15 protein-coding genes are annotated in these 13,998 nt (G+C 34.1%); all 15 read right to left on the bottom strand.

The window, feature by feature from the left end; translation table 11 throughout:
- Window positions 1-371: 371 nt before the first annotated feature.
- The 15 genes from COI44_RS20145 to COI44_RS20215 all read right to left on the bottom strand — a co-directional run bounded on the left by COI44_RS20145 (window position 372) and on the right by COI44_RS20215 (window position 13,739).
- Window positions 372-1,256, bottom strand: coding sequence for a hypothetical protein (locus tag COI44_RS20145; RefSeq protein WP_098429537.1), 885 nt, complete (start codon window positions 1,254-1,256; stop codon window positions 372-374).
- Window positions 1,257-1,398: 142 nt separating this feature from the next.
- Window positions 1,399-1,803, bottom strand: coding sequence for a MaoC/PaaZ C-terminal domain-containing protein (locus COI44_RS20150; RefSeq protein ID WP_098429538.1), 405 nt, complete (start codon window positions 1,801-1,803; stop codon window positions 1,399-1,401).
- On the bottom strand, window positions 1,800-2,249 hold the full coding sequence (locus COI44_RS20155) for a MaoC family dehydratase N-terminal domain-containing protein (protein WP_098429539.1): 450 nt from the start codon (window positions 2,247-2,249) through the stop codon (window positions 1,800-1,802). Before COI44_RS20155 ends, COI44_RS20150 begins: the two co-directional genes overlap by 4 nt.
- Before the next feature lie 18 nt (window positions 2,250-2,267).
- Window positions 2,268-3,026, bottom strand: coding sequence for a 3-oxoacyl-ACP reductase FabG (fabG, locus tag COI44_RS20160; protein ID WP_098429540.1), 759 nt, complete (start codon window positions 3,024-3,026; stop codon window positions 2,268-2,270).
- 18 nt (window positions 3,027-3,044) lie between these two features.
- Entirely contained in the window at window positions 3,045-4,223 is a 1,179-nt protein-coding gene (locus tag COI44_RS20165) for an acyl-CoA dehydrogenase family protein (protein ID WP_098429541.1), read from the bottom strand.
- A 50-nt stretch (window positions 4,224-4,273) separates the two neighbouring features.
- Window positions 4,274-5,254 carry a quinone oxidoreductase family protein gene (locus tag COI44_RS20170; protein WP_098429542.1) on the bottom strand — a complete coding sequence of 327 codons (981 nt, stop codon included), beginning with the start codon at window positions 5,252-5,254 and terminating at the stop codon, window positions 4,274-4,276.
- Window positions 5,255-5,275: 21 nt separating this feature from the next.
- Window positions 5,276-6,070 carry an enoyl-CoA hydratase/isomerase family protein gene (locus COI44_RS20175; protein WP_098429543.1) on the bottom strand — a complete coding sequence of 265 codons (795 nt, stop codon included), beginning with the start codon at window positions 6,068-6,070 and terminating at the stop codon, window positions 5,276-5,278.
- 24 nt (window positions 6,071-6,094) lie between these two features.
- Window positions 6,095-7,162: a phosphotransferase family protein gene (locus COI44_RS20180; RefSeq protein ID WP_098429544.1), complete on the bottom strand. Its 1,068-nt coding sequence runs from the start codon at window positions 7,160-7,162 to the stop codon at window positions 6,095-6,097.
- A 31-nt stretch (window positions 7,163-7,193) separates the two neighbouring features.
- Window positions 7,194-7,595: an acyl-CoA thioesterase gene (locus COI44_RS20185; protein ID WP_098429545.1), complete on the bottom strand. Its 402-nt coding sequence runs from the start codon at window positions 7,593-7,595 to the stop codon at window positions 7,194-7,196.
- 79 nt (window positions 7,596-7,674) lie between these two features.
- A complete protein-coding gene (locus tag COI44_RS20190; protein WP_098429546.1) occupies window positions 7,675-8,244 on the bottom strand; it encodes a TetR/AcrR family transcriptional regulator in 570 nt (189 codons plus the stop codon).
- Between the two features lie 163 nt (window positions 8,245-8,407).
- On the bottom strand, window positions 8,408-10,030 hold the full coding sequence (locus COI44_RS20195) for a long-chain-fatty-acid--CoA ligase (protein WP_098429547.1): 1,623 nt from the start codon (window positions 10,028-10,030) through the stop codon (window positions 8,408-8,410).
- Between the two features lie 60 nt (window positions 10,031-10,090).
- Complete coding sequence (locus COI44_RS20200; RefSeq protein ID WP_098429548.1) at window positions 10,091-10,843, bottom strand: SDR family NAD(P)-dependent oxidoreductase; 753 nt, start codon at window positions 10,841-10,843, stop codon at window positions 10,091-10,093.
- Between the two features lie 35 nt (window positions 10,844-10,878).
- Window positions 10,879-12,117: an acyl-CoA dehydrogenase family protein gene (locus COI44_RS20205; RefSeq protein WP_098429549.1), complete on the bottom strand. Its 1,239-nt coding sequence runs from the start codon at window positions 12,115-12,117 to the stop codon at window positions 10,879-10,881.
- A 62-nt stretch (window positions 12,118-12,179) separates the two neighbouring features.
- Window positions 12,180-12,929 (bottom strand): 2-phosphosulfolactate phosphatase, encoded by a 750-nt coding sequence (locus COI44_RS20210; protein ID WP_098429550.1) that lies wholly within the window; start codon window positions 12,927-12,929, stop codon window positions 12,180-12,182.
- A gap of 36 nt (window positions 12,930-12,965) precedes the next feature.
- Window positions 12,966-13,739, bottom strand: a complete 774-nt coding sequence (locus COI44_RS20215) for an SDR family oxidoreductase (RefSeq protein WP_098429551.1) — start codon at window positions 13,737-13,739, stop codon at window positions 12,966-12,968.
- Window positions 13,740-13,998 lie beyond the last annotated feature (259 nt).

Consider the following 13,998-nt stretch of genomic DNA (forward strand, 5'->3'; position numbering starts at 1 on the left):
CTTATTCAAATTAATTAACTTAATCACAAATTTTCACAAAGCCCATACTCCGACCAAAAAAGCCTAATGGAATTATCTTTATCGCCCCCACTATATTAACACTCTAATTATTCTCAATTTTATATCTTTATGAAATTTCATAGCTAAAAAATGCATAATTAGGTAAAGTATTCTATTGATAAATTCACCAAATCAGAGTGTATTTCCTCCAAAAAGCAAAAATGCATTACTTCACTTTTAAGAAGTAATGCATTTACTCTGTGCAAAATAATTTTCCAACTAACGCCATTTTATTCAATATCAAATATTTGGCTAATGTATCGAATAGGTTAAGACAGTGCCCCCAAATTCAAGAATTAAATCAACTAATACTATCTTTTATCATTAGGATCAACTTCAAACCATTCTGACATCGATAAATTGGTAGTAGAGTCCTCCCAATCATCAATTGATAAATCAGAAAAGTCCGTTTCTAATAATTGTTCAGATGTCTTCTTTTCATTAGAGGCGTTAACATGATTGTTATGTTCGTGTTGTTCTTCATTTTGATTTGTAAAATCAGATGATAATTCCGAATAATTTTTTTCATTAAAACTCGTTAATCCAGTTGTGGTGCTGCTAGATTGACTTTCGTCCACTGTACTTGCAGAATACTGGTTTATATTTTCTATATTTTGATTATTATACTTTTTCCTATTGGCTACTCTTGAGTTATGTTGCTTTTCCTCGAAATGTTCATGTTCTTTTTGCTCTTGATGTTGTTCATGGTGTTCATGCTCAAAATGTGGTTGATGGTCTTCATGTTCATGATGTTCTTGATGTTCTTGATGTTCTTTATGTTCTTGATGCCCATCATGTTTAGGCTCAAATATACTTGCTGAAAATTCCTCCACATTATGTATTAAATTTTCAGCCCAATTAGGATGATCAGGATGGTGTTCATGACCTCTGTGATGCTTTTGATGTCTGTTTTGCTCATGATGTTCATGATGCTCGTTTTGCTCGTCATGTCCATTATTATGATCTATATTGTGATGTGAGCTTGATTCAGTTTCACTGCTAATCATCGATAGTGTAGTTTTTAATTCTTTTTCTATATTAACAATTTGATGGTCAAAATTATGTAATTGCTTTTTAATTTCTTCCATATGAGATTCTATTTCATCTATTCTTTTGTTAACCTTATGCAAATTTTTTTGGTGTTCATTTTTTTTCAAATCAAATTGCTCTAATAATTTATCAAATGAAAGATCCATTTTTCTCACCTATTTCGTTTTTTAATATTATGTGTAAATCTACTGTATCCAAATCCTATTTAATGTAAAATTAACATTTATCGAAGTTGAAATTGTAAAATACAAAAGGGACTCCTTTTAGAAGTCCCAATTAGAATCAGTATCATTCATATAATTTAAATAAAATTTTACCAGTAATAACTGTTACATCGTTCTGGTTCTTTGCGTTTACTTTAAAATGTAGGTTGTTTTCATCAACTTTATCAAGTGTAGAATTTAATGTGATGACATCATTTAGAAATACCATATTTTTAAATCTTATGGAGTAATTTTCAATAAATCCGACTTCTACATAATCTGAAAAAAGCTTCGCTAAATTCCCCATTGTCCACATGCCATGTGCAATAATCCCAGGTAAACCAGCTTTCTTTGCTTCCTCATCAATTGTATGAATAGGATTATAATCACCTGATGCACCTGCGTATTTTATTAAATCAATTCGCGATACTGGTTCAAGTATGACAGGTTTCAACGAGTCACCAATTTGTAGATCTAATAATACTGTCATACCGTTAACACCTTCCTAACCTCTTCAGTTATAATAACAACTGATTTAGTAGTAAATATAATATTGCCTGCTTGATCTTCTCCATTATCTGATAGTACTAAAAACCCCATAAACCCGTGCCCACCACGTTTTTCATAATAATCCTTAATTTCTGTATAACAATTAATGGTTTCGCCAACTAAAAGTGGCCTTTTATATTCAAATGTTTGCTCACCATGAATTAGACCAACATTAGGTAGGTTAAAATTCTCTATTTTCCCATAGTCAAATACTCTAGGAAATGTCGTCGGAGTAATATTTTGTCCATATCTAGATTGTTTTCCGTATTCTTCATCAACATAAATTGGATGTAAATCCCCAATTGCTTCAGCAAATTTTTTCACAGCACCACGTTCTACAGTATTTTTTACTAATTTAGAGCGTTTACCAACAAACGATTTAAACATTAAATTCACCTCATTTTTTTAAGCTTTAGGTCCACCTGCAACATATAAAACTTGTCCATTTACATAGGAAGACTTTTCATCAGCAAAGAAAGCAACTGCATTTGCAATATCCTCTGGTTTACCTGTTCTTCCGGCTGGTATTTGGCTTAAACTTGCCTCGATAAGTTGTTCAAAAGTAATACCAATTCGATTTGCTGTTTCCTTCGTCATTTCAGTTTCGATAAACCCTGGTGCCACAGCGTTAGATGTGATTCCATATTTACCAAGTTCAATTGCAAGTGTCTTCGTTAGTCCTTGTAAACCAGCCTTTGCAGTTGCATAGTTTGATTGGCCACGGTTCCCAAGTGCAGATGTTGACGAAATATTAATGATTCTTCCATATTTTTGTTTAACCATATAGGCTTGTGCAGCACGTACAACATTAAAAGAACCTTTCAAGTGAACATCCATAACAGTATCCCAATCTGAGTCTGTCATTTTAAATAATAAATTATCACGAATAACACCTGCATTATTGACTACAATATCTATTGAACCAAATGTATCATGTACCTCTTTCATCGCAGTTTCAACTTCATTAGAAATTGTAACGTTTGCAACTTTAGTGTATATTTCATACTGCTTAAATTCTAAAGCAATTTGTGAAAGTGCTTCTTCATTCACATCAATAATAGCTACTTTTGCTCCTTCTTTTGCAAATAATTCGACAATTCCCTTTCCGATCCCTCGACTACCACCTGTTACAAAGGCTACTCTACCTTCAAATCTTCCTGCCATATTCCTCTCTCCCATCTTTTAAACGTATTGTCCTAATTTAACATGCCCTTTTAGTAAATTACGTGAAATGATTAATCGTTGAATTTCATCAGTACCGTCGTATATTCTCCATAATCTTGCTTCACGGTACCATCTTTCAATTGGAAGTTCTTTTGTATATCCGATTCCACCATGAATTTGAAGTACACGGTCAACAACTCGATTTCCCATATTCGAACCATATAGTTTTGCCATTGATGCTAAATGTCTATTGTCTTCTCCTTGATCGAGTGTATATGCTGCATTTAACACGAGCCATCTGGCAGCTTCTATTTCAACAGCAGAATCCGCTATTTGCCATTGTATAGCTTGTCTTTCAGCAATTGGTTTACCGAATGTTTCCCTTTCTTTTGAATAGTCAATGGCCATTTGTAATAAACGTTCAGCTGCTCCAACTGCTGTAGCCCCAACAATCCATCTTGCAAATCCGATCCATTCAAGTCCTAAATTATAGCCACCATTTAATTCACCTAAAATATTTTCTTCAGGCACACGAACATTATCAAATACTAAACCAGCTGGTCCCCATTCGCCCATTGTATGGATAAATTCAGATTTCCAACCCATTACCCGGTCGACTATAAAACAAGTTACCCCATCTCTTCCACCAGTTTTTTGATGTCTTTCTTTATCCGTAATTGCAATGACCATTACAAAATCCGCTTCGTTTCCACCTGTAATAAATGTTTTCTCACCGTTTAATACCCATTCATCCCCATCCTTTACAGCGGTCATTTTAATATTTTGAGTATCAGAACCCGCATTAGGTTCCGTCATCGCAAAGCATGATTTTTTTTCACCATTTATTGTAGGAATAAGATATTTCATTTTTTGTTCTTCGTTACAATAAAATAAAATATTATCCGCATAACCACCAAATTTAAAAGGAACGAATGTTTTTGAAATTTCCATATAAATAATTGCTAACATCATTTGGCCTAAATCAGCACCACCATATTCAGTAGGTGTATTAATTCCCCAGAAACCAGCTTTTTTTGCTTTTAATTGAAGTTCCTTTTCAACCGCGGAATCTAAGCCTGGTCTACCTTCACGTTCATTTCTAAGTACTTCATTTTCTAAAGGGATTAATTCTTTTTCAACAAATTTTCGAATTGTTTTTTGAATCATTTTTTGTTCGTCAGTCAGGCGTAAATGCATTTAAATTTCCCCCGTTTCATCTGATCAAAGTTTTTCATATGAAAAATTCATTATTTTCTCGGCTCTAAAATCACTTTTCCAACAGTTTTTCTTGATTGCAATATCGTATGAACATTTGCTGCTTCACTTAATGGAAATACCTCTCCAATCGTAATCTTTAATTTTCCTTCAGCTAAATAAGTAAATAACTCTTCTAAGCTTTGTTTAATTAAAGCCTTTTTTCTCAAAAGGGGTGGTAAGAAAAAACCAATTACTGATTGATTTTTTGCCATTAAAGAGGAAGGGTAAAATTTACTTTGCTGGCCACTTGCCACACCATAAATAACTAATCTTCCGAAATAAGCTAAGCAATCTAACGTTTTATAAAAAACAGCGCCACCTGCCATCTCTAAGGCAACATCTACACCTTTTCCATTTGTAGCTTCAAGTACTTTTTGTTCCCAGCCTTCTTCTGTATAATTGATTAATACATCTGCGCCCATCTCTTTTGCTAGCTGTAATTTTTCATCTGTACTTGCTGTTGCGATTACTTTGCCAGCTCCAAAAAGCTTTGCTAATTGCACTGCTAAAGTACCTAGACCACCAGCTGCCGCATGAACTAAAACGGTTTCTCCTGGTTCTAGCATACCCATCGTTTTTAAGATATGGTAAGCACTTAATCCTTGGACGGGTAATGCAGCGGCTATTTTAAAATCCATTTCATTCGGTAAAGGAATAATTGACCGCTCATCTGTCAAAGCAAAGTCTGAATATCCACCACATTCCAACATTGAAACAACTCGATCACCAATTTTTACTGAGCTAACTTCATCTCCAATTTCCACTACGACTCCAGCAACTTCAGCACCAGGTACATACGGCAAGGTAGTTTTGACTACATATTGATTTTGTCTTCGCGCAGTATCAGCATAATTGACGCCTGCTGCATGCACTTCAATTAATACTTCTTTCCCCTTTGGTACTGGTCTTTCAAGTTCTACTTTTTCTAATACCTCGGGTCCACCAAATTGTTTAAATTGAATTGATTGCATCGTAAACATCCTTTCAGTTTTTTATTTACTGGTAAAAATCGCTTTTCTTTTTTCTTTAAATGCAGCAACACCTTCTTGATGGTCTTCAGTTGCTACCATTAATGGCTGAGTAATTCTTTCAAGTTCTAGCATTTCATCTAATGTTGATGTAAAAGATTGATTAATTAGTTTTTTCATCATTCCATTTGCTTTTCCAGGACCTGCGGCTATTCTATTCGCAAATTTTACTGTTTCTTCAGCTAAATTTTCAGGTGGTACGAGGGTGTTAATCATACCTAGCTGATACATTCTTTCAGCATGAACTGGCTCTGCAGTAAAGAAAAACTGTTTTGCTAAATATGGACCAATTAACCTTGGTAGGAAATAAGAACCTCCTCCATCTGAGATTAATCCCACTTGAGAGAAGCTTAAAGCAAATTTACTATCGTCTGCTGCGATGATTAAATCACATGCTAAAGCCAAGTTAAAACCAGCACCGGCTGCAAATCCATGAACTGAAGCAATGACAGGCTTTTCGATTTCACGAATCGTTTTAATAACTATATTTAAGATTCCTATATGCTCATATACTGCATTTGGAGTGACGTTTCCCATCGTTTTAACATCTCCACCTGCTGAAAATGAACGACCTGCACCATTCAGTACAATCGCTTTAATTTCCGGATTCAGTTTTGCTTCATTAAGCGCTTCAGTCATACCATTCAACATTTCATAACTAAAAGAATTTAGACTTTCGGGTCTATTTAGCGTTAAAGTTAAAATCCGCTCTTTAACTTCTACTAATAAATGTTGTTTACTTAAATGTTGTTTACTCATTTATTACACTCCTTTTATATGAATCTATTTAACTGCTATTTCATTGGCAATCCTAATCAGATTTTCTGCGAATTGATCAAACTTTGCAAAACGCTGATCACTTGTTTGACCTGCTTTAAATCGATAGAAAATTTGTTGAACAATTACTGCTAATTTAAAATAAGCGAAAGCCATATAGTAATGTATGTTTGATAAATCTCTGCCACTTTTCTTTGCATACTCCTCAATAAATTGATTTCTTGTAATAAATCCTTCTTGTATCGTTACAGGTGGCTTACCTAATCCAAATTTTAATAAATCTGGATCATCATTTTGAATCCAATAACATAAAGCTACACCTAAATCAGCTAATGGATCACCGATTGTTGCCATTTCCCAATCAAACAGTCCAATTATTTCTTTTAAATCGTGACTAAACATCGAATTATTCAATTTAAAATCATAATGAATGATAGATGAATGATGATTTTTTGGTACATTATTGACTAACCAACTCATGAGTCGATCAACCTCTGCAATTTCACTAGTCTTTGCCCTGTTATACCGTCCAATCCAGCCGGTAACTTGTCTTTCCATAAAATTCTCAGGTTTCGTTATTTCTAGGAGTTTTGTTTTTGTATAATCAATGGAGTGTAACTCAACCAGCTTATTTACCATTACAGTAGATAATCTTTTTCGATCTTCAATTGTTACGTTTAAATGTGGAGGAAATGATGAGTCAAATACTTCACCAATTTTTCTTTCCATAATGAAAAATGGACTACCTACAATTACTTCATTTTCAGAATATAAAATTGGCTTAGGTGCAGCCGAAAAGTGTGGATGTATTTCTGATAAAATACGAAATTCTCTTTTCATATCGTGTGCTTTTGGAGCAACTGGGCCAAGTGGCGGCCGTCTTAACACAACTTCCCATTCTCCAATTTTTAATAAATAGGTTAAGTTTGAATGACCTGCTGAGAACTGACGAATCGCTAATTCTCCATCTGGTAGATCATCAATATTTTTTTCTAAAAATTTATGTAAAACATGAGGATTTAACTCTTCACCTTTGCGAACTTGAATCGTTTCTAATTCTACCGTTTCAGCCATATTTACCCCTCCTTCATTTTAGAAAATTCAGTCACTTAACAACTAAATGCCTTTCTAACTGTTCTCTAAATAACTCAGGAAGTACTTCACTACGCTGTTCTTTAAAATTAAAAAATACGATGATCGCATTACCTGTAGCAATCATCTGATTTGTCTCTTCACAACAAATTTCATGTTCGAGATGAAAGCTTTTGTTTCCTATTCTTGAAATATAGGTTGATACTGACAATTTTTGATTAAATTGACCTTGATTCACAAAATCACATTTTGTAGACGCTAGAATAAACTTCCAATCATCTAGATTCATTGAATAGCCAAGCGATTGGAAGAATTTAATTCGCGCTTCTTCTAAATAAATAAAGTAACTAGTATTGTTAATATGACCTAATGCATCGGTTTCACAAAATCTAGGTGTAACGGTGAATTTTTCCATAAAACAACCTACCTTTATCAATTATTTTGTATTTACCAATACTAACTGGTCGGTATGTAAAAGAGAAGGAGACAATTGATTACTCCCCTACTTTAATCCCTTTTAAGATCATTTCTTGAAATGACTTCGCTATTTCAAATGCATTTTTTTGTCCTTCTGCGTTATACCATTCATAACTCCAGTTCATAACACCTAATATACCGAATGAAACGATTGGTACGTCTAAATCTGATCTTAAATCACCATTTTTAATTCCTTCATTAAGAAGTTTCTCAATATTAAATCTGTATAAATCTCTTTTTGCTTTAATTTCTGTTAAACTTTCAGGATTTAAATGTCTCATTTCACGATAAAACACTTTTGCACTTGGACCTTGCTTTTTAATGTCCATTAAGCTTAAATAAATGACTTCAAATAGCTTATCTGAAAAGCTTCTCTTAGAATCATTAATAACTTCTTCCTGCTCATTTAATACTTCATCAATAAATTGAAGATGAATTTCCATTAGAAGCTGTTCTTTGCTTGTATAATAGTAATAAAAAGTTCCTTTTGTAACTCCGATCGATTCGACGATATCTTGAATGGATGTACTCGTAAATCCTTTTTTATCAAATAGCTGTATAGAGTGTTCCTTTATTTTTTGTTTCATTAGATGTCCTCGCAATCTTAAAAATTCAATAGAATTATATCATAGTACAAGGAAGGTTTTATCATAATCCAATTTTTATATGTTGATAAATAAGTATGTGGTTGATTTCCACTGCAGGATGCTCGCTTTCCCCGGAGGTAATTGCAGTATTAAAGAATTTTCATTACCCTTGATAGATAGAGCTTTCTTCTTCTCTAATAGCTCTCCTTAATATTTTGCCAACATTCGTTTTAGGTAGTTCGTTTCGGAATTCAATGATTCGTGGAACTTTATATGTCGCTAAATGATTTTTGCAGTATTCCTTCATTTCTTCAATGGTAAGAAGTTTATCTTCTTTAAGTACAATCACTGCTTTAACTGTTTCACCTCTATAAGAGTCGGGTACACCTATTACAACAGCTTCTTTTACGTAAGGATGCTCATAAATTACTTCTTCGATTTCCCGAGGATACACATTAAAGCCACTTGCTATAATCATATCCTTTTTTCGATCTAAAATTGAAACGTATCCATCTTCATCGACGCTCGCAATATCACCAGTATATAACCATCCATCTCTAATTGTATTTGCCGTTTCTTCTGGCAAATTCCAATAGCCTTTCATTACTTGAGGTCCTTTAATAATTAATTCACCAATTTCACCTACTGGAACTTCGTCTAATCCGCTAGCTATGTCAACGATTTTTGAATCAGTAGATGGATAAGGGATTCCCACGGTGCCAGGCTTTCTTGTTGCAAATGCTGGATTACTATGAGTTGTTGGAGATGCTTCAGATAATCCATAGCCTTCTAAAATAGTAGCACCTGTCTTTTTTTCAAATTGCTTCATGAGTTCAACTGGCATCGGTGCACTTCCACAATTGCAAAGCTTAATTGCATCAATTCCATATTTTTCAGACTCAGGATGATTTATTAAAGCAATATACATTGTTGGAACGCCAGGAAATAGCGTAGGTTGTTCATTCTTTATCGTATTTAAAACTTCTTCAATTTCAAATCGTGGTAGGATGATCATTTCGTTTGCCATAAAAACACTTAAATTAATACATACAGTCATTCCATAAACATGGAAAAACGGTATGATGGATAAGACCCGCTCACAACCAGGATTGAATGCGCCTTTAAAAAATTCACTTTGCTGCATTATATTTGCGTATAGATTTCGGTGGGTTAGCATTACTCCTTTAGAACGTCCAGTAGTTCCACCTGTGTATTGAAGAATTGCAACATCTTCATGAGAATCAATTGTAACTGGTCTCGATTCCAGATTTCCGCTTTGCAAAAAGCTTCCAAATGATATTCCTTCGTCATAATTCTCTTCTGTACCAGTTAAATTTACTACTATAATTTTCCGTAAATTTGTTTCTTCAATTAACGGTTTGACCGTAGGGTACAAACTGTTTAATACAACAATCGTTTCAGTTCCTGAGTCATTTAATAATTCCTTTAGTTCCCTTTCAACAGACATTGGATTTATTTGGGTTACGATACCACCTACAGTTAGAATTCCATAATATGAAATAACATATTGGGGACAATTTGGAAGCATGATCGCTACACGGTCACCTTTTTCAATGCCATTTTTTTGTAAAGCAGAAGCAAATCTCTTTACTGCCGACTGTACTTCTTTATACGTATTTTTTTTACCATAAAATGATAGACAAGAATGATTAGGATAGTTTTCAGCAGTTTCGTTAAACATTTCTGGAATTGATTTTGTCGGAATTGATAGTTCTTTTGCAATATATTCAGGATAGTGAGCTAACCAAACTTTATTTGTTGACATACATAACTCTCCATTTCTGATCATGAATATTGTTTTAAACAACCTTTCAAACCTAATAGATTAGAATATTAATCCTCCACCATCAACTGATAACGTTGCTCCAGTCACGAATGATGCTTCATCAGATGCTAAAAAAAGTGCAGCTGATGCGATTTCTTCTGGAGACCCTATTCTACCAAGTGCATTTGCACGAGATAAAATCGGCCACTTTCTTTCATCATTTTTCCATTCCTTTATAATATTTGTATCAATTATTCCTGGAGCAATTGCATTTACTCGAATATTATATTTTCCGTACTCTAATGCTGCATTTTGCGTTAATAATACTACTCCACCTTTAGAAGCATTGTATGCACTTACATATTTTCGTCCTTTTAAACCTAGTAAACTAGCAGTATTGATAATCACACCATTACCAGATTTTTTAAGTTCAGGAATTGCATATTTTATGCCTAAAAATACACTTTTTAAATTAATATCGATTACTTGATCCCATTCCTCTTCTGCTAAGTCTACACTTCTTACTTCGGAGTTTCCTATTCCAGCATTGTTAAACAAAATATCAATTCTACCAAAATGTTCAACAGCTCGCTTCATCAAATTTTGAATACTTTTGCTTTCGGCTACATTCGTTTTTATGAAAATTGCTTCCTGATTTTGTTCTTTTATAACAACTAGCGATTCTTCGCCAGTAACTTCATTAATATCTGCTATAACAATTTTTGCTCCCTCTTTTGCAAAGCGGATAGCAGTTGCACGCCCGATCCCACTACCTCCGCCTGTAATAACTGCGACTTTATCTTTTAGTCTCATATCGATCCTCTCTCAATCTTGTCATTTAATTTGAATTAACTTTTTATTGTAGAGAAGTTTTTTTCTGTAGCATATTTTTTTAATTCTAATCTTGCTAATTGCGCTCGGTGTACTTCATCTGGACCATCAGCTAATCTTAGCGTTCTGGCATTTGCCCATTGAGCAGCTAACGTATAATCATCAGATACACCTGCAGCACCAAAGGCTTGAATAGCGCGGTCAATTACTCGTAAAGCCATTGAAGGTGCGACGACTTTTATCATTGCAATTTCTGCTTTCGCCTCTTTATTACCAACAGTGTCCATCATATATGCAGCCTTTAAGGTTAGTAATCTAGCTTGCTCAATTTCTATTCTTGAATTAGCAATCCACTCTTGAATAACGCCTTGATTTGCAATAGGCTTACCAAATGCTGCTCGATTTTGAACACGCTTACACATTTCTTCGAGTGCCCGTTCGGCAGCTCCAATCAATCTCATACAATGGTGGATGCGACCTGGACCAAGTCTACCTTGTGCAATCGCAAATCCTTTCCCTTCTCCCCATAAAATATTGCTTGCAGGAACTTTTACATTTGTAAACGTAATTTCTGCATGTCCATGCGGTGCATGATCATAACCGAATACTGGTAATACCCTTTCAATTTTTACACCAGGTGTATTTAACGGGACTAGAATCATAGATTGCTGTTCATACTTAGGTGCATCCGGGTTCGTTTTTCCCATAAATATTGCAATTTTGCATCTAGGATCCCCCGCTCCTGACGACCACCATTTTCGACCATTGATGATATAATAATCACCTTCTTTTTTGATACTCGCTTCAATATTTGTTGCATCAGAAGAAGCGACCTCAGGCTCGGTCATTGAAAAGCATGAGCGAATTTCACCATTTAAAAGTGGTACCAACCATTTTTCCTTTTGCTCATTCGTACCATATCTTTCTAAAACTTCCATATTCCCTGTATCTGGTGCACTACAATTAAACACTTCTGGCCCAATCATAGATCGTCCCATAATTTCGCATAATGGAGCGTATTCTAAATTCGTTAATCCTGCTCCTAGGTCACTTTCAGGTAAAAATAAATTCCATAATCCTGCTTGTTTTGCTTTTTGTTTTAATTCTTCCATAATCGGAGGTACATCACTCCACCGAGTTTCTTGTGCATTTAACTGTTGCTCATATATTCGCTCATTAGGATAAATATTGCTTTCCATAAATTTTGTTAATTTTAATTGAAGCTCCTTACTTTTTTGCGAATATAAAAAATCCATTCAATCATCCCTTTCACAACTAGTTTTTGACTAACAAGTTACAGTGTTTAATAGAACAATATTTATATAGTTTCCTTTGAAAAATTGACATCAATTACGCTCTTACCCTCTGCAAATATCGGTACAACATTAAAAATACCTTTACTACTAACGAATTTTAATTCCTCTTCAAATCCATAGCGAATTAACATTTTACCAACATTCGATTCCGCTAAAACCTCAAAACATTTTTCTTTCAACCCTAAGTAAAAATAATGGGCAGATTTAGCTGCATCGGATAAATCGAAAGGACATGATTGATTTACTAAGCAATCAATAAAATAACCTGCACCATAAAAGTCTTCCATATTAAATTGTCCTGACGACCCAGAACATACTAAAATAACAGACTCATCTTTGTAAGATTGTCTTAAATGATTTGCAACTGCATTTACATTCAAAATCGATGCAGCGTATACTCTCTTTGCTTTTTGAGAATTTTTTAACGCCACTGTTCCATTCGTTGTTGATAAAACGATTGACTGATCAGAAACAATTTTCTTTAATGTTAGTGGATTAGGGGATAGAAAACCTTCAATTGTATTCCCTTCATATTCCCCTATTAATAAATATTCTTTGTCCAAATTTTTATTTGCGAAAAGAACTGCCTCTTGTCCATTCATAACAGGTATGACCTCTTTAGCACCAAAGGCTATTGCCGCTGTAATTGTTGAAGTAGCAAGCAATACATCAAAAACGACTACTATCTTTTCATCGTTTAGTTTTTGATCATCAATTTCTTCTTTTTTCATCAAAAGATGAAGTTTGCCCATTTACAAAACTCCTTTTTGATTATGATGTTTCAAACATTAAACGATCGATGTTCCACCATCAACAACTAGAACAGACCCAGTCACATAATTCGAAGCTGGCGCTGCTAAAAATAAAGCCGCACCTTTTAGCTCGTCTTCATTTCCAAATTTCTTGAGTGGTATAGATTCTAATATTTCATTTGTTCCGTGGGAAATAACATCTTTAGACATTTTTGTCGGGAAAAATCCAGGAGCTAATGCATTTACATAAATCCCACTTGGACCCCATTTCGCAGCTAAATCTTTTGTAAAACTGATCACTGCACCTTTACTTGCACTATAACCAACAGCATTCATTACGTTTGGATTCGTTCCCACTAAGCCGGCAATAGAAGCAATATTTATAATTTTTCCGGTTTTTTGTGCTAACATGATTTTCCCTACTGCTTGAGACATTAAAAACGTACCGGTTACATTAACATTCATTACTTTATTCCATGCCTCTAATGGCATTTCTTCAGCTGGTGCTCCCCAAGATGCACCACTATTGTTTACTAAAATATCAATTTTGCCAAATTTCTCTTTCGTCTCGTTAACTACTTTTTGCACATCCTCTTTGTTTGTTACATCACACTTCAATGCAAAAGATTCTACACCTAAACTTTTCAATTCTTCACTAATTTCCTGGCATGCTTCTACATTTCGAGAACAAAGTACAACATTTGCACCTGCTTCAGCGAATCCTTTCGCAATTTGTTCACCAAGACCTCGTCCACCACCAGTTACAATTGCTACTTTCCCAGTTAAATCAAATAACTCTTTTACGTGCATTTCAAATCCTCCTAAAATTAGTATTTATTTCATAAAGCCCCTATTTTTTCTCAAAACTTTCGCTTCATTTTTAAACAAACATTAGATACTAACCAGTCGGTATGTTTGTTAATTAGATAATACAAGAAAAATTCTGAATATTCAATAACAAATGCAGTTAATTTTTTTATATTACTTTTTATCCATATTCATATTTACTTGATTATTTGCTATTTTAATTTTGGTTATGAAATAAAAATATCTTTTGAAACGTTTAAAT

This window comes from Bacillus sp. AFS088145 (genome assembly GCF_002564465.1).
Classification (GTDB): domain Bacteria; phylum Bacillota; class Bacilli; order Bacillales; family Bacillaceae_G; genus Gottfriedia.